The 19923-nt window shown below is 60.3% G+C and carries 17 protein-coding genes; 8 read left to right on the forward strand and 9 right to left on the reverse strand.

Annotation, left to right across the window (positions count from 1 at the left end):
- The first annotated feature begins 106 nt into the window (after positions 1-106).
- On the forward strand, positions 107-1072 hold the full coding sequence (locus tag AT6N2_RS01085; protein WP_209087735.1) for an aliphatic sulfonate ABC transporter substrate-binding protein: 966 nt from the start codon (positions 107-109) through the stop codon (positions 1070-1072).
- 242 nt (positions 1073-1314) lie between these two features.
- Here AT6N2_RS01085 and AT6N2_RS01090 read toward each other — a convergent pair whose 3' ends face one another.
- The 5 genes from AT6N2_RS01090 to AT6N2_RS01110 all read right to left on the reverse strand — a co-directional run bounded on the left by AT6N2_RS01090 (position 1315) and on the right by AT6N2_RS01110 (position 5179).
- Positions 1315-2139 (reverse strand): class I SAM-dependent DNA methyltransferase, encoded by an 825-nt coding sequence (locus tag AT6N2_RS01090; protein WP_209087737.1) that lies wholly within the window; start codon positions 2137-2139, stop codon positions 1315-1317.
- A gap of 86 nt (positions 2140-2225) precedes the next feature.
- Positions 2226-2492: an usg protein gene (locus AT6N2_RS01095; protein WP_209087739.1), complete on the reverse strand. Its 267-nt coding sequence runs from the start codon at positions 2490-2492 to the stop codon at positions 2226-2228.
- 170 nt (positions 2493-2662) lie between these two features.
- Positions 2663-3493 carry an ABC transporter permease gene (locus AT6N2_RS01100; RefSeq protein WP_209087740.1) on the reverse strand — a complete coding sequence of 277 codons (831 nt, stop codon included), beginning with the start codon at positions 3491-3493 and terminating at the stop codon, positions 2663-2665.
- Positions 3490-4293 carry an ABC transporter permease gene (locus AT6N2_RS01105; protein WP_144573939.1) on the reverse strand — a complete coding sequence of 268 codons (804 nt, stop codon included), beginning with the start codon at positions 4291-4293 and terminating at the stop codon, positions 3490-3492. The genes AT6N2_RS01100 and AT6N2_RS01105 overlap by 4 nt, the downstream gene beginning before the upstream one ends.
- Positions 4294-4405: 112 nt before the next feature.
- Positions 4406-5179 carry an ABC transporter substrate-binding protein gene (locus AT6N2_RS01110; protein ID WP_144573940.1) on the reverse strand — a complete coding sequence of 258 codons (774 nt, stop codon included), beginning with the start codon at positions 5177-5179 and terminating at the stop codon, positions 4406-4408.
- 346 nt (positions 5180-5525) lie between these two features.
- Between AT6N2_RS01110 and AT6N2_RS01115 the strand changes: the two genes are divergently transcribed.
- On the forward strand, positions 5526-7754 hold the full coding sequence (locus AT6N2_RS01115; protein ID WP_209087742.1) for an OmpA family protein: 2229 nt from the start codon (positions 5526-5528) through the stop codon (positions 7752-7754).
- A gap of 285 nt (positions 7755-8039) precedes the next feature.
- Here AT6N2_RS01115 and AT6N2_RS01120 read toward each other — a convergent pair whose 3' ends face one another.
- A complete protein-coding gene (locus AT6N2_RS01120; protein WP_209087744.1) occupies positions 8040-8963 on the reverse strand; it encodes a pseudouridine-5'-phosphate glycosidase in 924 nt (307 codons plus the stop codon).
- A gap of 29 nt (positions 8964-8992) precedes the next feature.
- The gene (locus tag AT6N2_RS01125; RefSeq protein ID WP_209087747.1) at positions 8993-9934 is read right to left on the reverse strand and encodes a carbohydrate kinase family protein; all 942 of its coding nucleotides are present in this window, start codon (positions 9932-9934) and stop codon (positions 8993-8995) included.
- A 246-nt stretch (positions 9935-10180) separates the two neighbouring features.
- Here AT6N2_RS01125 and recA point away from each other — a divergent pair, with 246 nt between their 5' ends.
- The 3 genes from recA to AT6N2_RS01140 all read left to right on the forward strand — a co-directional run bounded on the left by recA (position 10181) and on the right by AT6N2_RS01140 (position 14633).
- The gene (recA, locus tag AT6N2_RS01130; protein ID WP_063948669.1) at positions 10181-11269 is read left to right on the forward strand and encodes a recombinase RecA; all 1089 of its coding nucleotides are present in this window, start codon (positions 10181-10183) and stop codon (positions 11267-11269) included.
- Between the two features lie 236 nt (positions 11270-11505).
- On the forward strand, positions 11506-14169 hold the full coding sequence (alaS, locus tag AT6N2_RS01135) for an alanine--tRNA ligase (protein WP_209087750.1): 2664 nt from the start codon (positions 11506-11508) through the stop codon (positions 14167-14169).
- An 80-nt stretch (positions 14170-14249) separates the two neighbouring features.
- Entirely contained in the window at positions 14250-14633 is a 384-nt protein-coding gene (locus tag AT6N2_RS01140) for a VOC family protein (protein WP_209087752.1), read from the forward strand.
- 75 nt (positions 14634-14708) lie between these two features.
- Here AT6N2_RS01140 and AT6N2_RS01145 read toward each other — a convergent pair whose 3' ends face one another.
- Both AT6N2_RS01145 and AT6N2_RS01150 read right to left on the reverse strand, forming a co-directional pair.
- The gene (locus tag AT6N2_RS01145; RefSeq protein ID WP_209087755.1) at positions 14709-15335 is read right to left on the reverse strand and encodes a glutathione S-transferase family protein; all 627 of its coding nucleotides are present in this window, start codon (positions 15333-15335) and stop codon (positions 14709-14711) included.
- Positions 15336-15774: 439 nt separating this feature from the next.
- Positions 15775-16989 carry an NADP-dependent isocitrate dehydrogenase gene (locus AT6N2_RS01150; RefSeq protein WP_063948674.1) on the reverse strand — a complete coding sequence of 405 codons (1215 nt, stop codon included), beginning with the start codon at positions 16987-16989 and terminating at the stop codon, positions 15775-15777.
- A 214-nt stretch (positions 16990-17203) separates the two neighbouring features.
- Between AT6N2_RS01150 and AT6N2_RS01155 the strand changes: the two genes are divergently transcribed.
- From AT6N2_RS01155 to murI, 3 genes are all read left to right on the forward strand, one after another.
- Positions 17204-17734, forward strand: coding sequence for a hypothetical protein (locus tag AT6N2_RS01155; protein WP_063948676.1), 531 nt, complete (start codon positions 17204-17206; stop codon positions 17732-17734).
- Positions 17735-18113: 379 nt separating this feature from the next.
- Entirely contained in the window at positions 18114-18947 is an 834-nt protein-coding gene (locus AT6N2_RS01160; protein WP_063949091.1) for an RNA methyltransferase, read from the forward strand.
- Positions 18931-19752 carry a glutamate racemase gene (murI, locus tag AT6N2_RS01165; RefSeq protein WP_209087758.1) on the forward strand — a complete coding sequence of 274 codons (822 nt, stop codon included), beginning with the start codon at positions 18931-18933 and terminating at the stop codon, positions 19750-19752. The genes AT6N2_RS01160 and murI overlap by 17 nt, the downstream gene beginning before the upstream one ends.
- The last annotated feature ends 171 nt before the right edge of the window (positions 19753-19923 follow it).

Consider the following 19923-nt stretch of genomic DNA (forward strand, 5'->3'; position numbering starts at 1 on the left):
CATTCAATTCTCTCTGCGCCGTCTCCGCGCAACGTGAGAATTTGATAAAATCTGTCGAATATCTACGCTTTTGGTATCTGGTGATGGTAACAGCGAGGATATCGATATGATCACAAGACGCGGAACATTGGGGCTGATCGCAGGTGCGACGGGAGCGTTGTTTCTGCCGCATATCCGGCGGGCAAGTGCCGCAGCGACGACGCTGCGCATCGGCTGGCAGAAAAACGGCGTGATCGCACTGGCAAAAAGCCAGGGTGCGCTTGAAGCCTTGCTGAAGGATCGCGGCATTGAGGTGAAGTGGTCGGAGTTTTCCTCCGGGCCGCCGCTTCTTGAAGCGCTGGGTGCCGGTGCGCTGGATATCGGCCCGACCGGCGATGTGCCGCCACTTTTCGCGCAGGCCGCCGGTGGTAATCTGCGCTATGTCGGCACCTATAAGGCGGCGGCGGGCGGATCGGCCATTCTCGTGCAGAAGGATTCGCCGCTGAAGACGCTCGAAGACCTGAAGGGCAAAAAGGTCGCCTTCAAGCGCGGCTCGAGCGCCCATAATGTCACCGTCAAAGCGCTGCGAAAGGCGGGGCTGACGTTGGCAGACGTCACGCCCATCGATCTCGCCCCGCCGGATGCGGCGGCCGCCTTCCGAAGCGGCAATATCGATGCCTGGTCGATCTGGGATCCCTACTTTGCGGTGGCGGAAAAGGAGCCAACGACCCGGGTGCTCTCGACAGCCGAAGGCATCGTCGATCCATGGAGCTACTTTCTCGGCAATGGCGATTTCGTCGAGGCCAATCCCGATCTCGTGCCGCTGATCCTAAAGGAACTGGCCAATGTAGGCGCAAAGGCGCAGGCGAACATCGATGCGACTGCAAAGTCGCTCGCCGCCATCACCGGTGTTCCCGAGGACGTTACGAAGGTATCGCTCACCCGTCCGGGTGCCGATCTCGGTCGCGTGTCAGTGGTTTCGGATGAAGCCATTGCCTATCAACAGGCGCTTGCCGATGAGTTCTACGATCTGAAGATCGTGCCGAAGAAGCTCAAGGTGGCGGATATCGTCTGGCGCCCGAAGGCGAGTTGATGGGCGGGAAAGTGGAGTCTCTTCAACCGGCTGGCGGATGTTGCTCAGAGGTTGATTCAGGCCGTTGGTGTTGAATGTGAGGCAACCGCATGCCGTTTGTTTCTTCTCCCCGCCGGGGAGGAGTCCGCGGCAGCGGGATGAAGGGGCAAGCTCTCCGCATATCGCGAGCGTTGCCCCTCATCCGACCCTTCGGGCCACCTTCTCCCCGGCGGGGAGAAGAAATCTGCGGCAATGACGGAGGCTCAGCCCTTGAACTTCGCAATCACGAGATGACCGGGTGTCGGATTGCCGTCCTGCATGCGCACATTGATGTCGGTGACTTCAACGACCTCGAAGCCGGTCGCCGCCAGTCTTTCGCGGACATAGGTTTCGGCATGGGCGAAACGCTGGTGCGGGCCGACCATGTAGGGACGCCCGGCCATGGTCTCTTCGGGCAGGGTTTCCGAGGAGAAGATCAGCAGGCCGCCGGCATTGAGGTTTTCGGCCGCGCCGAAAAACAGCGGCTCCAGCGCGCCGAGATAGGGCAGCACATCGGTGGCGGTGATGATGTCGAAGGGCTCGTCGTCATTGTCCTCAAGGAAATCCTCGACTTCGGCGACGTAAAGCGTCTCGTAGAGGTCCTTCTCATGGGCGATCTCGACCATGTTTTCGGAAATATCGATGCCGGTGATGTCCTCGGCCATATCCCGCAGCGCCTCGCCGGTGAGGCCGGTGCCGCAGCCGAGATCAAGCAGGCGCTTGAAGGGGCAGAGGTTGAGCGTCTGCAGCCGCTGGCGCACCATCATCGGCACGGCGTAACCGAGCTGTTCGACAAGAATGTCCTCGAAGGCTTCGGCATGTTGGTCGAACAGGGTTTCGACATAGGCGTCGGGTGCTTTCGACGGCTGTTCGCCCCGGCCCATGGCGGCGATGCGCACGGCTGCGCCACCATGGTCCTCAGGATCGATAGCGAGAACCTCCTCATAGGCCTTCACCGCCGCGTCTACATCTCCGGCCTTTTCAAGCGCGAGTGCGCGGTTATAGGCCTCGGCGAGCGCCTCTTCGTCGATCTTCTGATTCTTGGTCATCGTGCCTTATCCGTCAGCGTCTTCATTTGACGTTTGCTGTAAGCCGCATCGGGAACGGGCGCAACGTTTATGTGGGCTTGCGGCTCTTAGTGGAGGATGAACTCCCCTTTCAGCGCGCGCCATTCCTGCGCCGAGATAACCTGCCGGTGCACATAGCGGACGGAGTGCAGGGGGCCGTCTAGCTTTTCCTGCCAGAATTTGAGGAAGCCGTGCATTTCGGGGAAATCAGGGGCCAGGTCGTAGTTTTGCCAGACATAGGTCTGGAGGACCAGCGGATGGTCCGGCAGGCGGTAGAAAATCTGGGCGGTGGTGAGGCCGTAGCCCCTCAGCATCTTTTCCATGTCCTTGTTCATGATGGCGGTTCCCATATCGATGATGACCGATCACAGCATTGCCGCTGTATCTGATATGGGAACACGGCATGGTTAACCCAACCTTGCCAAAGGGTGGGTTGCGTCACAATTTTGTTATATTTATCAAAATGTTGGCAGCCTCTTATGATGAGTGCTGCCAACCTTGACGTTTAACGCTTGAGGTGTCGCGTCAGCCGGGCTTCCAGCCAGGCCCAAACATGCCGAAGCGTCTCAACGATCGTGAGATAAAAGATCGCAGCCCAGAGATAGGCCTGATAATCGAAGGTGCGGGAAAAGGCGTAACGGGTCTGGCCCATCAGGTCGAAGACGGTGACGATGGAGACAACCGCCGAGCCCTTGATCATCAGGATGATCTCGTTGCCATAAGGGCGCAATGCGACGATCAGCGCCTGTGGCAGGATGATCTTGCGGAAGGTGATGAATTTCGAGATGCCGAGCGAGGCCGCGCCCTCGTGCTGGCCGCGCGGCACACTCTGGATCGCTCCGCGCAGGATCTCGGCCTGATAGGCGGCGGTGTTGAGCGTCAGCGACAGGAGCCCACAATACCAGGCTTCGCGGAAAAACCACCAGAGATCGACGGCTTCCAGCGCCGGGCGAAAGCTGCCGAGGCCGTAATAGATCAGGAAAAGCTGCGCCAGCAGTGGCGTGCTGCGGAAGACGTAAACATAGGCATAGGCCAGCGCGCCGATGATGCGGTTTTCCGACATGCGCGCAAAGGCGATCGGCACTGAGAGGATTGCGCCAAGAATGATTGAGCTGCCGACCAGCGTGATGGTGGTGATGAGACCATCAATGTAGCGCGGCCCATAGCGCTGGAACTTGTCCCAGTCCCAGCCTTCGATCATGGCGAAGATCAGCGCGGCGGCGAGGAGCAGCCAGAGCGTGATGACGGCGATGCCGACGATACGGGAAATGTTCAGCGGCTTGTCCGCAACGATCGGCGCCGGGCGCGGCGGAATGAGTTCCTGGATATGGCTCATCGTCTGGCCTCCGATTTGCGCGACCAGCGATCGATGAAGCCGATGCCGACGGACGAGATGAGTGCCAGGATGAGGTAAAGCAGGCAGGCGATGCCATAGAAGAAGAAGGCTTCCTTGCTGACGCGGGCGGCAATGCCGGTCTGGCGGATGATATCGGCAAGGCCGATGATCGAGACGTAGGACGTGTCTTTCAGCAGGATGACCCAGAGATTGGTCATGCCGGGCAGAGCGATCCGCACCAGCTGCGGAATGATGATGAGCACCATGGTGCGGCTGCGGGAAAGACCGAGCGCGTCACCGGCCTCGTATTGGCCTTTCGGTATGGCCTTGAAAGCCGAAAGCAGCACTTCGGAAGCATAGGACGAAAAGACGACCGAAAGCGCCACCATGCCGGCAACGAAAGCGTTGATTTCGATGGGGCCGCTGAAGCCGACGTAACCTGCCAGCGATTGCAGCAGCATCTGAATGCCGTAATAGACGATGAAAAGCGTCAGGAGTTCCGGCAGGCCGCGGAAGATCGTGGTGTAGATGCCGGCGGCCAGCCGCAGTGATTTTTCTTCCGACTGTGCGGCGAGCGCGATGAGGAAACCGATCAGCAGCCCGACGGGCAGGGTCGCAAGCGCCAGCGAGATCGTGACCTTGACGCCGAAGGCGATTTCATCGCCCCAGCCCGCATCGCCGCAGGCGACAAGGGTGCCGTTTCCGAAAAGCGAGAAGAGACCGACCGGTCCGCAGAAGGGATCGAGAAGTGTCGAGACATAGGCCCAGAACGCACCTATGGCGGAAAATGCTCCGCTCATGCCAATTTTCCCCTGCGGTCTTAAGCCGCCGTGATTGTTATCGTGACGTTTTCAAACAAAAATGGCGGAAGGGCAAGCCTTCCGCCACCAGATTTCAACAGATCGAACCGGCTTAATCGCCGTAAACGTCGAAATCGAAGTATTTTTTGTTGATCTCCTGATACTTGCCGCTGGCGCGGATACCGGCGATTGCGGCCGTGAACTTGTCGGCCAGCGCCGTGTCGCCCTTGCGCACGGCAATGCCTGCGCCGTTGCCGTTGATCTCGGGATCGACCTTGAGCGGCGTCAGGATCTTGCAGCACTTGCCGGCGTCGGTCTTCAGCCACTCCGACAGAACGACGATATCGTCGATCACGGCGTCGATGCGGCCATTCGCGATGTCGAGCTTATATTCGTCGGCGGTCGGATACATCTTCACGTCCGCATCCGGGAAATGCTTTTCGGCATAGTTGGAGTGTGTTGTGGAACCTTGCGCGCCGAGCGACTTGCCCTTGAGATCTTCGATGGACTTGATCGGCGAATCTTTCGGCACGGCGATTGCCGGCGGGGTGTTGTAATATTTCTTGGAGAAGTCGACCTTCTGGAGGCGCTCCGGCGTGATCGACATGGACGCGATGATCGCGTCGAACTTCTTGGCCTGAAGGGCGGGGATGATGCCGTCCCAGTCATTGGTAACGAAGGTGCATTCGGCCTTCATTTGTTCGCACAGCGCCTTGGCGATGTCGATGTCGAAGCCGGTCAGCGTGCCGTCGGCTTCCAGATTGTTGAAGGGCGGGTAGGCGCCTTCGGTGCCGATGACGATCTTGTCCTGCGCGAGAGCCGCGCCGGAAAAAAGCGAGATGGCGGCAATCGATACGGCTGCGAGCAGACGGGTGGAAATAGGCATTTCGATCCTCTCTTTTGGTCGTTCATCCGCGGTCTGTTGTTGTTTTCAGTGCGGACGCCATGGTCGCTGGGCGCGGCAGAACGGGGGATACCGCCTGTGGCCTTCAGCGCGGATGTGATTATTCATCCGCTTGGTCAAAAAATGCAACTGCAATATTAGTGACCGCGTTTGTGCCGCAGAGCTTCCACGAAAAGGCCTTGATCTGTTCATTTCCGGTACAGAAGCATCTGGTCATCATGGGAACCGGAGCGTGTGTTGGGCGTTGAACAGCGCCTGCGTGCCAAGCCGGGCCCACGACGTCGCGTATCTTGCGACAAACAAAATGACGGCAGATGAGGAAGCACTGATGCTGAAAAAGAAAAACACATTGCTGACCGGGGTGGTTTTTCCGCTCATGTCTCTCGCGATTGCGGTTGAGCCAGCAGCGGCGGGCTTTGCCGGTGCAGCACGCGCCAAGGCGCCAGTGTCGCAAACCGCGCCCGGCCAGATAATTCTGGCGCAGGCGGAGCCGGCGCAGGAGAACCCGGAAGAGGAACTCAAGAAGAAGCGTCAGCAGGCCGAAGAAGCGCAACCTGCCGAACCGAAGCGTGAAGAGCGCGCCCCGGAGCCCCAGCGCGAGCCGGAGCCGCAGCGCGAGCCTGAACCCAAGCGCGAGGCCCCGGCCGAACCGCGCCCCGAGCCTAAGCGCGAAGCGCCTCCAGAACCGCAGCAGCGCGAGGTGCGTCCCGAACCCGCGCCTGCCGAGCAGCCGCAAGAGCGTCCCCGCAAGCCTGAGCGCGCGCAGGAGCCGCAGGGTGAGGGCGAACAGCGCCCGGCCCGCCAGCGCGAAGCAGCCCCGGAAGCAGCCCCTGCCGAACAGCAGCCGCAGGAACGCCCGCGCAAGCCCGCCCGCGCCGAACAGCCGGCCGCAGATGGCGAGCAGCGACCCGAGCGCCCGCGCCGGGAGCCAGCGAAGGAACCGGCCGCCGAGCAGCAGCCTGCCGCGCGGCCTGAAAATGCCGAGCAGCCGGCCAAGCCTGCGCCTGAGAAAAAGCCGGCAGAAGAAAAAGCACCGGAGCAGAAGGCCGCACCGGCCGAAAAGCCCGTGCCCGAGAAAAAACCCGCAGCGCCCGAGCCTGCAGCGAAGGAAGCACCGGTTCCCACCGAGGCGCCCACTCCCGCACGCCCGCCTGCTCCCGAGGCACAGCCCAACCCCGCCCCCGGCCAGCAGCCTTCAGAGCAGCCGCCGGTGAAGGGCGAACCCGCAGCACCGCTGCCGGGCGCGCCAACCCCGCCGCCGAGCGGTGCGACGACCGGGCAGGCGCCTGCCGGCGAAGCCGTGCCCAATCAGGTCGCTGTTCCGCAGACCGAAGCACCGCCAATGACGAAGGAGCAGCTGGACAAGGCCAAGGCCATCGCCAAGGACCCGTCCAAGACGGCCGATACCGTTATCCTGCCGGTCGACAAGGGCGCCGCCGTTCTCGACAGCGACAAGGAAGTGGAGCGCTCCGGCAACCGCCAGACCCGCGAAGAACGCCGTCGTGAACGCGAACAGGCCGGCGACTTCAAGGTTCCGACCTCCGACGCCGAGGCGCAGCGCGCCGGTGCCGCCGAGGGCAAGGCCCCGCCGCCGCCCGTCAAGCTGGAAGCGATCACCTCCCAGCAGGGCGAGCGTGTCGACCGTCGCCCGCAATATGAGCGGCCGGACGGCGTGCGCGAATGGCAGCCGCGTGAGGGTCGCCCGCGTGATCGCGATGGCGATGCGCCGATCATCCTGCAGTTCGGTGACCGAGTCGTGGTGCGTGGCGACGACAACCAGCGCTTCATCCGCGATGGCGGCGAGCCTTATTACGAGCGTCTGCCCGACGGTCGTGTCCGCGAAACCGTGGAACGTCGCGATGGCACGCAGGTCGTGACGATCCGTAACCGTTATGGCGACGTGATCCAGCGTTCGCGTATTGACGATCGCGGTCGCGAATATGTGCTGTTCTACGCACCGGAGCTGATGGACGATCCCGACCGCGATTATGTTTATCGCGACCCCGGTCTCGACCTGCCGCCCATGCGTCTGCGCATTCCCGTGACGGACTACATCATCGACACGTCGAGCGATCCGGATCGCGATTATTATCGATTCCTGGAACAGCCGCCAGTCGAGCCGGTGGAACGTGTCTATTCGCTGGACGAAGTGCGCTATTCGGCCCGTATCCGCGACAAGGTGCGCCGTATCGATCTGGATACGATCACCTTTGCGACCGGCAGTGCCGAAATCCCGATGGCGCAGGCGCGTTCTTTGCGCAAGGTGGCCGACGCGATCAACAAGGCGCTGCAAAAGAACCCGGCGGAAACATTCCTGATCGAAGGCCATACGGATGCCGTCGGTTCGGATGAAAGCAACCTCGTTCTTTCCGACGAGCGCGCCGCCTCCGTCGCCAACGTGCTGACCGATGTCTACGGCATTCCGCCGGAAAACCTTGCGACGCAGGGTTATGGCGAGCGCTACCTGAAGGTCCAGACGCTCGGCCCGGAACAGCAGAACCGCCGCGTCACCATCCGCCGCGTGACGCCGCTGGTGAAGCCGGTCGCTCAGAACTGATCGGGTTCAAATAGAAAAAACAAGGCCCGGAAGCGCAAGCTCTCCGGGCCTTTTGTTGCTTACGATGTCCCCAACGCCGAGGCATTTGGCAATGCTTCATCATCCGCAACCCGTCACCCCGGACCAGATCCGGGGTCCAGCGTGATCAAGTCCTTGATCACGAAAGACTGTTTCACGGCGCAGACGCGCCGTGGCTGGATGCCGGATCTAGTCCGGCATGACGGAGGAGAGGTTTTCGAACCCTGCCGTCACCCGCAACCTTGAGGATGATCCCAACCCCGACGGTCAGCTTAGCGCCACCGCAATCTCAGCCGCGAGCTGCGCATTGTTGCGAACCAGCGCGATATTGGTCTCGAGGCTGCGGCCGTCCGTCAGGCGGAAAATGTCGCCCAGCAGGTACGGCGTCACCGCCTTGCCTGTCACTTCGTCCCGCTCGGCATGCGAGATGGCGCGGTTGATGTAGATTTCCATTTCCTCGCGCGGAATTTCGTCGGCTTCCGGCACGGGATTGGCTACCAGCATGCCGCCATCGATGCCGAGCTGTTCGCGGGTCGTCTGGAAGTTGGCGATTGCCTCCGGGCTGTTCAGCGAAAGTGGGCTCGCCAGGCCGGAGGAACGCGACCAGAAGGCCGGGAATTCTTCCGATCCGAAGGTGACGACAGGCACGCCGTTGGTTTCGAGGACTTCAAGCGTCTTCGGAATATCGAGAATGGCTTTCGCGCCGGCGCAGACGACGATGACGCCCGTTTTGGCTAGCTCGGTCAGGTCGGCAGAGATGTCGAAGGTCTCTTCCGCACCCTTGTGCACGCCGCCAATGCCGCCGGTCGCGAAAACGCGGATGCCGGCGCGGGCGGCGGCGATCATGGTGGCGGCAACCGTCGTTGCGCCCGTGCGGCGCTCGGCGATCGCAAAGGCGATATCGGCGCGTGAGACCTTCATGGCATCCGTGGTCTGGGCCAGCGCCTCGAGCTGATCCTTCTCAAGGCCGATATGCAGCGTGCCGTGAATGACGGCGATGGTGGCCGGAACCGCGCCCTGATCACGGATGATCTGCTCGACGCTTTCCGCCATCTCGATATTGCCAGGATACGGCATGCCATGGGTGATGATGGTCGATTCGAGCGCAACGAGCGGCGCACCGCGCTGCTTGGCGGCGGCGACTTCCTGAGAATAGACGATCGGCAGGAGAGGGGAGATGGGGCGGGTCATTTCATCTTTTCCAGTTCTTAAAAGCGGGTTCATGCCAGCATTTCGGCCTGGGGAACAAGCCCCAACATGGCTTCGACACTGTCTTTTGATAGGTCGTGGGATGTCGCAAAGGGTGACTGCACGGTAATCGCCGCTGCCGCGGCTCCCTGTCTCAACGCCTCCCTAATTGTTTTTCCCTCGGCAATGGCGGCGAGGTAACCGGAGGCCATGGCATCCCCGGCGCCGGTGACGTCCTTCACCTCACGGATGAGGGGCGGGTGGAGGATGGCTTTTTCCGTTTCGTTGAAGGCCACGACTTCGCTTGCGCCGCGGGTGACGACGCCGCCGGAAAGCCCGGCCTCGCGTAAAATATCGGGCCAGTCACGAACATTTTTCGCCGTCTCGCCGGTAAGAGCGCGGGCTTCCGCCTCATTCATGAAGAGAATGTCGATATCCCCGAGCGCCGCTTTCAGCTTCACCGCCTTTGCAGGCGAAATGGCGATGGCGGCGAGCGGCTTTTCGCAGGCGCGGGCAACGAGGCCAAGTGCCGTCAGCGTATCCTCAGGCAGGTTGGCGTCGCAAAGCAGGATATCGCTCGCCGTGATCGCCTCGCGCACGGCGCGTATCTTGAGGCGGCGGGGCGTAAAGAGCTTGTAGAGGTCCATATCGGCAAGCGCGATGACGAGATTGCCGTCACGCTCCAGGATGGCGGTGTAGCTCGGTGTGCGGCGGTCGAGGAAGGTGAATGGCGTGTCCTCGACGCCAGCCTGTCGCGCAGCCTCCGCCACCGCTTCGCCCGTCACGTCGCCGCCGCGAGGGGCGATGATACGGACTTGAAAGCCGAGCCGGGAAAGGTTGCGCGCGGCGTTGAAACCACCACCGCCCGCCTCTTCCATCCACGAGCCGGGGTTGCTGGCGCCCGGCGCCGTTTCAGTCTCGATCATGCCGCGCCTGTCGATGTGCGCGCCGCCCAGAACGAGTATTTTATTCACGCTTGCATTTCCCTCTTTGGCGGATGGAAAGACCGGACGATTCGGCCTAGACTGACGTCTTCCTGACCTCGCCTCCAGTTCACGGCAAGCGGCCGCGCACAGAAAAACGAAAGCAGAACAAACGACTTATCACTATTTGTTTTCAATATGCTGGCTTAGTCTTGTGAAATGAGAACAAATAGAGTACATACCGTTCCCATACTGCTACATTGCCTGTGCGGCTTCAATAACCTAAAGGTGGTTCGGATGGCACAAAATTCTTTGCGTCTCGTAGAGGATAAATCGGTGGATAAAAGCAAGGCACTGGAAGCGGCGCTCTCCCAGATCGAACGGTCGTTCGGCAAGGGATCGATCATGAAGCTCGGTTCCAATGAAAATGTGGTTGAAGTGGAAACCGTTTCGACGGGCTCGCTCAGCCTGGATATCGCGCTCGGCATCGGCGGTCTGCCGAAGGGGCGTATCATTGAAATTTATGGTCCGGAAAGCTCGGGTAAAACGACGCTGGCGCTGCAGACCATTGCGGAAGCCCAGAAGAAGGGCGGCATCTGCGCCTTCGTCGATGCCGAACATGCGCTTGATCCGGTCTATGCCCGCAAGCTTGGCGTGGATCTGCAGAGCCTGCTGATCTCGCAGCCGGATACGGGCGAGCAGGCGCTTGAGATCACCGATACGCTGGTGCGCTCCGGCGCGGTTGACGTGCTCGTGGTCGACTCCGTTGCGGCGCTGACGCCGCGGGCGGAAATCGAAGGCGAGATGGGTGATAGCCTGCCGGGTCTTCAGGCGCGTCTGATGAGCCAGGCGCTGCGCAAGCTGACCGCTTCGATCTCCAAGTCGAAATGCATGGTCATCTTCATCAACCAGATCCGTATGAAGATTGGCGTCATGTTCGGTTCGCCGGAAACGACGACCGGCGGTAACGCGCTCAAGTTCTACGCCTCCGTTCGCCTCGACATCCGCCGTATTGGCGCTGTCAAGGAACGCGAAGAGGTTGTCGGCAACCAGACGCGCGTCAAGGTCGTCAAGAACAAGATGGCGCCGCCCTTCAAGCAGGTCGAATTCGACATCATGTATGGTGAAGGCGTTTCCAAGACCGGCGAGCTTGTCGACCTCGGCGTAAAGGCCGGCATCGTCGAAAAGTCTGGTGCCTGGTTCTCCTACAACAGTCAGCGTCTCGGGCAGGGGCGTGAAAATGCCAAGACCTTCCTGCGCGACAACCCGGATACGGCCAATGAGATCGAACTGGCGCTGCGCCAGAATGCAGGCCTGATTGCGGATCGTTTCCTGCAGAATGGCGGTCCTGATTCCGGCGATGACGGCGACAGTGACGAAGGTTGATTCTGCCGTCGAGTGTCGGGCATCCGTTGCCGCGTCGCTTTTCTCGATGTGAACTGGATTGAACAAAATGGGCCGTGCGATTTCTTTCGCGTGGCCCTTTTTGTTTGCCTACGCGCCTTCACTGACCGCGATGGCTGGACAGGGCCGGGCACGGACGATAAAAGCCAGTGATTTTGCAATATAGCCATCGTTTCCGATGGCAGGTGATGGACTCCAGCTGTGAGCGGTGTGTGGGCATGAGCGGTGTAAATGAAATTCGGTCGACCTTTCTCGACTACTTCAAGAAGAACGGACACGAGATTGTGCCCTCCAGCCCGCTGGTGCCGCGCAACGATCCGACGCTGATGTTCACCAATGCCGGCATGGTGCAGTTCAAGAACGTCTTTACCGGTCTGGAAAGCCGTCCCTATTCCACCGCCGCAACCGCGCAGAAATGCGTGCGCGCTGGCGGTAAGCATAATGACCTCGACAATGTCGGCTATACCGCTCGCCACCACACCTTTTTCGAAATGCTCGGCAATTTCTCCTTTGGCGATTATTTCAAGGAAGAGGCGATCACCCACGCCTGGAACCTGATCACCAAAGAATTCGGCATCGACCGCAATCGTCTGCTGGTCACGGTCTATCACACCGACGACGAGGCCTTTAACCTCTGGAAGAAGATTGCCGGTTTTTCCGATGACCGTATCATCCGCATCCCGACCAGCGACAATTTCTGGGCGATGGGCGATACCGGCCCCTGCGGTCCCTGTTCCGAAATCTTCTACGACCACGGCGATCATATCTGGGGCGGCCCGCCCGGCTCGCCGGAAGAAGATGGCGATCGCTTCATCGAAATCTGGAACCTCGTCTTCATGCAATATGAGCAGGTGACGAAGGAAGAGCGCATCGACCTGCCGCGCCCGTCGATCGATACCGGCATGGGTCTGGAGCGTATCTCTGCGCTGCTGCAGGGCAAGCACGACAATTACGATACGGACCTGTTCCGCGCGCTGATCGCCGCTTCCGTCGAAGCGACAGGTGTTCCGGCTGAAGGCGAAAAGCGCGCCAGCCACCGGGTCATCGCCGACCACCTGCGGTCGTCCGCCTTCCTCATTGCCGATGGCGTCCTGCCGTCCAATGAAGGCCGCGGTTATGTTCTGCGCCGCATCATGCGCCGCGCCATGCGCCATGCCGAACTTCTCGGCGCACGCGAGCCGCTGATCTACAAGCTGCTGCCGTCGCTGGTGCAGCAGATGGGCCGCGCCTATCCGGAACTGATCCGCGCCGAAGCGCTGATTTCCGAGACCCTGAAGCTCGAGGAAACCCGTTTCCGCAAGACGCTGGAACGCGGCCTGTCGCTGCTGTCGGATGCCACCTCGACACTGCACAAGGGCGACATGCTGGATGGCGAAACCGCTTTCAAGCTTTACGACACCTATGGTTTCCCGCTCGACCTGACGCAGGACGCGCTGCGCGCCCGTGAAATCGGCGTCGATATTCCCGGCTTCACGGATGCCATGGAGCGCCAGAAGGCGGAAGCCCGCTCGCATTGGGCCGGCTCCGGTGACAAGGCGACCGAAACGATCTGGTTTGAACTCAAGGAAAAGCTCGGCGCGACCGAGTTCCTCGGTTATGACACGGAGACTGCCGAAGGCGTCATTCAGGCCATCGTCAAGGACGGCAAGGCCGTTGAGAGCGCTGCGGATGGCGAGACCGTGCAGGTCGTCGTCAACCAGACGCCGTTTTATGGTGAGTCCGGCGGCCAGATGGGCGACACTGGCGTCATCACCGGCGATAACGGCGCCTTTGCCGTCTCCGACACCCAGAAGCGGGGCGAAGGCCTCTTCGTCCATATGGGCACCGTTTCCAAGGGCGGCCTGAAAGTCGGCGATGCCGTTCAGCTGACGGTCGATCATGACCGCCGCTCGCGTCTGCGCGCCAATCACTCCGCCACCCACCTGCTGCATGAGGCGTTGCGTGAAGTGCTCGGCACCCACGTTGCCCAGAAGGGGTCGCTGGTCGCTCCCGAGCGCCTGCGTTTCGACGTTTCACACCCGAAGCCGATGTCGGCCGAGGAGCTGAAGGTCGTTGAAGAGATGGCCAATGAAATCGTGCTGCAGAACTCGCCTGTCGTGACCCGCCTGATGAGCGTCGATGACGCCATTGCCGAGGGCGCGATGGCGCTGTTCGGCGAAAAATACGGTGACGAGGTTCGTGTGGTCTCGATGGGCACCGGCCTGCATGGCGCAAAGGCCAACCGTCCTTACTCCGTCGAGCTTTGTGGCGGCACGCATGTCGGCGCCACCGGTCAGATCGGTCTCATCCGCATCCTCGGTGAAAGCGCTGTCGGTGCCGGTGTACGCCGTCTCGAGGCTGTTACGGGGCAAGGTGCTCTTGCCTATCTCGCGGAACAGGACGAGCGAGTGAAGGCGCTGGCCTCGTCACTGAAGGTTCAGCCGGGCGACGTGCTTTCGCGTGTTGAAGGCCTGCTCGATGAGCGCAAGAAGCTGGAGCGCGAGCTTGCCGATGCTCGCCGCAAGCTCGCCATGGGCGGCGGTTCGGCCGATGCTGGCGCAAGCGACGTCAAGCAGGTTGCCGGCGTCAACTTCCTGGCAAAATCCCTTGCTGGGATCGATGCCAAGGATCTGAAGGGGCTTGCCGATGAGGCCAAGGCCAATCTCGGCTCTGGCGTCGTGCTGCTGATCGCCGTTTCCGAAGATGGCAAGGCAAGCGCTGTCGCTGCCGTGACCGAAGATCTGACGTCCCGTTTCAGCGCTGTCGATATCGTCCGCACCGCGTCTGCTGCCCTCGGCGGCAAGGGTGGCGGCGGCCGCCCTGATATGGCGCAGGCTGGCGGCCCAGATGGCGCCAAGGCGCAGGATGCCATCGAGGCAGTGGCCGCGGCGCTGGCGGCCTGATCGACAAGAATTGAGAAAGGCGGGGTTTTCCCCGCCTTTTGTCTCGACCTTGACCACCAAGGAAACTACGGAGGGAAACGATGCGTTTTGTGAATCCCATCCCTTTCGTGCGTGACATCGATCGGTCTAAGGCGTTTTATCGCGACAGGCTCGGCCTGAAGATAGCCGAGGATTTCGGAAACTTCGTCCTCTTTGAAACTGGCTTTGCAATCCACGAGGGGCGGTCGCTTGCCGAGACCGTCTGGGGGACATCGTCGGGCGCGGAAGAATCCTATGGCAGACGAAATCTTCTGCTTTATTTCGAGCATGCGGATGTCGACGCGGCTTTTCAAGATATCGCGCCGCACGTGGAGCTTATCCACCCGCTCGAGCGGCAGACCTGGGGGCAGAAAGTCTTCCGTTTTTACGATCCGGACGGACATGCAATAGAGGTCGGAGAGCCGCTCGGCCCGTCCGCCGAATAACCCGCCGAATGATCGATCAGACATTTAATTGTCGGGCGGAGTATTGTTTATTGGCAGCGGCGAGGCTGGCCAGTCTTATCCCGTCGCGTTCATTTCCTTTGCCGCTTCCTCGTCAAGCTGCGCGGCCCGCTTGAAGGCCGGGCGATCGGTCAGGTGCGCCATGTAGTCGATGAAGGCCGGGCGTTTTTCAATCGTGCCGAATTGCAGGCCCCAGCCGACGTGGGCGCCGACATAGACATCCGCGGCGGTAAAGAGATCGCCGGCGATAAAGCGGTTTTCACTGACGGCCCGCTCCAGCGTATTCATCACATCCGCATAGCTGCCGCAGCCGGCCATGCGCAGTTTTTCCTTGGGGACTTCGAAACCCATCGCCTTCATGCTCGCCGCCATTTCCAGCGGGCCCGCGGCGAAGAACATCCAGCGGTAATAGAGCCCGCGCGATTTCGGCGTGGGCGCAAGGTTCGCGCCGGGAAAGGCATCTGCCAGATAGGCGCAGATTGCTGCGGCCTCGGTGACGATGGTATCGCCATGTTTGATGGCGGGTACCTTCGCCATCGGATTGATCAACCGATAGGCGGGCGACTTCATCGAGGTTTCGAAACCCAGTATCTCGGTTCGGTAGGGTACACCCACTTCTTCAAGCATCCAGCGGGCAATGCGGCCGCGCGACATGGGGTTCGTGTAAAAGATCAGTTCACTCATGCTTTTGCCTCCCCAAGCAAAATCGTCGATGCATCATGGAAACCGGCAGGGATTTCTACCCTGCGCTCCACCTTGTTATGGTCGCAACATCGCTTACGTGTTCCCTGAGATCGCGCCGATGCTCCGATGGATATTTGACTGTGCCGGGCAAGTTAATTGCAAGTAGATGTGGTGTCGCTTGGTCTTGTTGTTCTTTTGATCCCGGCACTCGAAATCGAATTCTGCGCCTAGTACAGGGGCTAATCAAGACAGGCTGAGGAAAAAACAAATCACACGTTGCGCTGCTCTCGTTTCTATACCAACGCATGGCGGCCATTTGCGATATTAGTTCGCTATATGGTTGTTTATGGTGTCTTTATTGAGCCGTTATTTCATCTATGCCGCGCAAAATAAAAAACCCGGCGCTGAGGCCGGGTTTTGATGTGTTTGAAAAGCCGGCTTAAGCAGCCATCGCCTTCTTGAGGTTTTCGTCGATTTTGTCGAGGAAAGCGGTGGTGGAGAGCCAGGGCTGGTCGGGTCCGATGAGGAGCGCGAGGTCCTTGGTCATGTAGCCGCTTTCGACGGTGTCGACGCAGACGGTTTCGAGCGTCGCTGCGAACTTTGCGAGTTCCGCATTGTCGTCCAGCTTGGCGCGGTGGGCGAGGCCACGGGTCCAGGCGAAGATCGAGGCGATCGAGTTGGTCGAGGTTTCCTGACCCTTCTGGTGCTGACGGTAATGGCGCGTGACCGTGCCGTGTGCAGCTTCGGCTTCGACAGTGCGGCCATCGGGAGACAGGAGAACGGAGGTCATCAGGCCGAGCGAGCCGAAGCCCTGCGCAACCGTGTCGGACTGAACGTCGCCGTCGTAGTTCTTGCAGGCCCAGATGTAGCCGCCGGACCACTTCAGCGCGGAAGCGACCATGTCGTCGATCAGGCGGTGCTCATAGGTGATGCCGATTTCGTCGAACTGCGCCTTGAACTCGGTCTGGTAGACTTCTTCGAAGATATCCTTGAAGCGGCCGTCATAGGCCTTGAGGATGGTGTTCTTCGTGGAGAGGTAGACCGGCCACTTGCGCATCAGGCCATAGTTCATGGAGGCGCGGGCGAATTCGCGGATGGATTCGTCGAGGTTGTACATGGCGAGAGCCACGCCGGCGCTCGGTGCGTCGAAAACGTCCTTTTCGATGACCTGGCCGTCTTCACCGACGAACTTGATGGTCAGCTTGCCCTTGCCGGGGAACTTGAAATCGGTTGCCTTGTACTGGTCACCGAAAGCGTGGCGGCCGACAACGATCGGCTTGGTCCAGCCCGGAACGAGGCGCGGAACGTTCTTGCAGATGATCGGCTCGCGGAAGATGACGCCGCCCAGAATGTTGCGGATGGTGCCGTTCGGGCTCTTCCACATCTGCTTCAGGCCGAATTCTTCGACGCGCTGCTCATCCGGGGTGATGGTGGCGCACTTGATGCCGACGCCGTGCTTCTTGATGGCGTGGGCTGCATCGACCGTGACCTGGTCGTTGGTGGCATCGCGGTTTTCAACCGAGAGATCGTAATATTCGATGTCGAGATCGAGGTATGGCAGGATCAGCTTGTCCTTGATGAGCTGCCAGATGATACGGGTCATTTCGTCGCCGTCGAGATCGACGACCGGATTGGCTACCTTGATCTTTGCCATGAATTCCTCACCTTCGAAGCTGTGGCGCCTGTTGACGCCAATAGTCGGAAAAATATCCGGTGCGGCTATAGCATTGCACGCGCTTGAGGCAAAGCCATGGGGGGCGCTTTTTTGGCGCAGCGCAATAACGCTTTGCGCATTGCCAAACCATAATGCCGGAATACAGTCAGGCGAATCGCTTCGCCCGTCTCTGGGCCTCTACCGGGATCAAACCATGCGGAAAACTCTGCTTCTCACTGCCGCCGTCCTCTTTTCCCACGCCGCCCTCGCAGCCGGACCCGCCGATCCCGTCCAGAAAGTGATGGACATCACCGTCAAGAACTGGTCCGGCGATGCGGAAAACTGGAAATACATATTCGACGAGGACATGCTGACAAGCCTCTTCAGCAAGGAGTTCGTCGCGCAATACCGTGAAGCCTCCAAGAAGCCGGCCTACGAGGCCGAAAGCGGCGAGAAGGGCGATCCCTTCGGTTACGATGTCGTGACCAATTCGCAGGATGGTTGCCCGCTGCAGGATGTGTCCGTGACGGCGGGCGCGGTCAAGGATGGCGTGACTGATGTGACGGCCAAATTCAAGCTCTGGGCCTGTATGGACGAAGCTGAGATGAAGGCGACCGTGGACGAGGTGCATTTCGACGTCATCGAAGAGGATGGCCGTCCTGTCATCAGCGACATCCACCGGGTGGGTGACGAAGGCCGGGATTCGCTGCGCGAGGAGATGGCGAATATCATCAAGGGGGAGTGAGGTCGGCGATAGGAGTATTGGTGCAATTGAAAACATCTCCACCGTTATTCTAGGGCTTGTCCCACTGCTGGCTGGTTTGAATGTCCGGACAGGCTCCGATCCCCTTGGGGCCGGTGGCGAAGGGTCAACATTCACTCGACGTCATCCTCGGCCCTGCGCCGAGGATCCCACCGCGTCGAAGGACATCATTACGTTGGCAGATCCTCGGGAAAAGCCCGAGGATGACGTCGACTGTGAGGTTGCAGCCCTTCATTCAGTCGAAAGTCGCCGTTTGCCCGTTCCGACTTTGATTTTATCGCCGATCTGTGCCAGTGAAGCGCGCTTTAAAGTATCGGCGTGAAAGTTGATGCGACGCTTTCAAGAAAACGGACGAACGACGATGGCAGGCACAAACAGCGAGCTTGAACTTGTGGCGGAAGGCCCGGCGATCATTCTGGTCGAACCGCAACTCGGCGAAAATATCGGCATGGTGGCGCGGGCTATGGCGAATTTCGGTCTAGCCGAATTGCGGCTGGTGAAGCCGCGCGATGGCTGGCCGAGCGAGAAGGCGCGGGCCGCAGCTTCCAAGGCCGATCATGTCATTGACGCAACAAAAGTGTTCGAAACGCTGGAAGAGGCGATCAAGGACCTGAATTTTGTCTATGCCACGACCGCGCGCGAGCGTTACGGTTTCAAACCGGTGCGCGCACCTGTTACCGCCGCCGAAACGCTGCGGCAAAAATTCAAGACCGGGGAAAGAACCGGCATCCTGTTCGGGCGCGAGCGCTGGGGGCTGACCAATGAGGAGGTGGCGCTGGCCGACGAGATCGTGACCTTCCCGGTCAATCCCGCTTTTGCGTCGCTGAACATAGCGCAGGCCGTGCTTCTGATGTCCTATGAGTGGATGAAGTCGGGCATGGACGATCTGGGCGAGACGCTGTTCCAGTCCGTCGAGCAGCGGCCTTCGACCAAAGAGCAGGTCTTCGGCCTGTTCGAACACATCGAGGAAGCGCTGGATGCGCGCGGTTATTTCCATCCCGCTGAAAAAAAGCCGAAAATGGTCGACAATCTGCGGGCCGTGCTGTCGAGACGCGGCTTTTCCGAACAGGAAATCAGCGTTTTCCGCGGCGTGATCAATTCGCTCGACCGTTTCCCGCGGCAATGGCCGAAAAAGACGGGCAGGGCAGCGGGGCCTACGGCCGAGGGAGCAGGGGAGAATGCTGAAAACGAATGAGGCGGCGGCCGATGTGCTGAAACCGGTGCTGGTATTCGATTCCGGCATTGGCGGACTGACCGTGCTGCGCGAGGCGCGGGTGCTGATGCCCGAGCGTGGCTTCATCTACGTGGCCGACGATGCGGGTTTTCCCTATGGCGGCTGGGAGGAGGAAGCGCTGAGGGCGCGTATTCTCTCGCTGTTCGAAAGGCTGCTTGACGAGTATAGCCCGGAAGTCTGCATCATCGCCTGCAACACCGCCTTTACGCTGGCTGGCGCGGATTTGCGCGCCCGTTTTCCGGACATGACCTTTGTCGGTACCGTGCCCGCGATCAAACCCGCTGCGGAGCGTACCCGCTCGGGTCTCGTTTCCGTGCTGGCGACACCGGGCACCGTCAAGCGCGCCTATACCCGAGATCTCATCCAGTCCTTTGCCAGCCAATGTCATGTCCGTCTTGTGGGGTCGGAAAATCTGGCGCGCATGGCGGAGAGCTGGATCAGGGGAGAGCCGATCGCTGACGACGCCGTGCTTGCTGAAATAGAGCCCTGTTTCATTGAGGATAATGGCAAGCGCACGGATATCGTCGTGCTTGCCTGCACCCATTATCCCTTCATGGCCAATGTTTTTCGCCGCCTGGCCCCCTGGCCGGTCGATTGGCTCGATCCTGCCGAGGCGATTGCGCGGCGTGCGCGCCATCTGGTGCCGCTACCGCAGGATGCCGAACACCCCGAAGGTTTCGACTTTGCCGCCTTCACGTCAGGCAAGCCGGATTTTGCCACGCGGCGGCTGATGCAGGGATTTGGTCTCAGCGTTTCCGCGCGCTGACTTTGCAGGCCAAAGGCTCTGTTGCATTTTTGCATCGTTTTCTCTGATCTTCTGCAATTCGAGATTGCGGCCTCTTGTCGCATCGGATTTCCTGTGTAAGATGCTCATTGTCTGTAACCGCTATAAATGGAGGCGTGAAATGACCAATGACATGAATATGCGCCTTAACGG

This window comes from Agrobacterium tumefaciens, from assembly GCF_017726655.1.
GTDB lineage: Bacteria > Pseudomonadota > Alphaproteobacteria > Rhizobiales > Rhizobiaceae > Agrobacterium > Agrobacterium tumefaciens_B.

Bases quoted from the DNA above. Each gene is read 5' to 3' on its own strand.
- AT6N2_RS01085 (WP_209087735.1), top strand. From the start codon at position 107: ATGATCACAAGACGCGGAACATTGGGGCTGATCGCAGGTGCGACGGGA.
- AT6N2_RS01090 (WP_209087737.1), bottom strand. From the start codon at position 2,139: ATGACCAAGAATCAGAAGATCGACGAAGAGGCGCTCGCCGAGGCCTAT.
- AT6N2_RS01095 (WP_209087739.1), bottom strand. From the start codon at position 2,492: ATGAACAAGGACATGGAAAAGATGCTGAGGGGCTACGGCCTCACCACC.
- AT6N2_RS01100 (WP_209087740.1), bottom strand. From the start codon at position 3,493: ATGAGCCATATCCAGGAACTCATTCCGCCGCGCCCGGCGCCGATCGTT.
- AT6N2_RS01105 (WP_144573939.1), bottom strand. From the start codon at position 4,293: ATGAGCGGAGCATTTTCCGCCATAGGTGCGTTCTGGGCCTATGTCTCG.
- AT6N2_RS01110 (WP_144573940.1), bottom strand. From the start codon at position 5,179: ATGCCTATTTCCACCCGTCTGCTCGCAGCCGTATCGATTGCCGCCATC.
- AT6N2_RS01115 (WP_209087742.1), top strand. From the start codon at position 5,526: ATGCTGAAAAAGAAAAACACATTGCTGACCGGGGTGGTTTTTCCGCTC.
- AT6N2_RS01120 (WP_209087744.1), bottom strand. From the start codon at position 8,963: ATGACCCGCCCCATCTCCCCTCTCCTGCCGATCGTCTATTCTCAGGAA.
- recA (WP_063948669.1), top strand. From the start codon at position 10,181: ATGGCACAAAATTCTTTGCGTCTCGTAGAGGATAAATCGGTGGATAAA.
- alaS (WP_209087750.1), top strand. From the start codon at position 11,506: ATGAGCGGTGTAAATGAAATTCGGTCGACCTTTCTCGACTACTTCAAG.
- AT6N2_RS01140 (WP_209087752.1), top strand. From the start codon at position 14,250: ATGCGTTTTGTGAATCCCATCCCTTTCGTGCGTGACATCGATCGGTCT.
- AT6N2_RS01145 (WP_209087755.1), bottom strand. From the start codon at position 15,335: ATGAGTGAACTGATCTTTTACACGAACCCCATGTCGCGCGGCCGCATT.
- AT6N2_RS01150 (WP_063948674.1), bottom strand. From the start codon at position 16,989: ATGGCAAAGATCAAGGTAGCCAATCCGGTCGTCGATCTCGACGGCGAC.
- AT6N2_RS01155 (WP_063948676.1), top strand. From the start codon at position 17,204: ATGCGGAAAACTCTGCTTCTCACTGCCGCCGTCCTCTTTTCCCACGCC.
- AT6N2_RS01160 (WP_063949091.1), top strand. From the start codon at position 18,114: ATGGCAGGCACAAACAGCGAGCTTGAACTTGTGGCGGAAGGCCCGGCG.
- murI (WP_209087758.1), top strand. From the start codon at position 18,931: ATGCTGAAAACGAATGAGGCGGCGGCCGATGTGCTGAAACCGGTGCTG.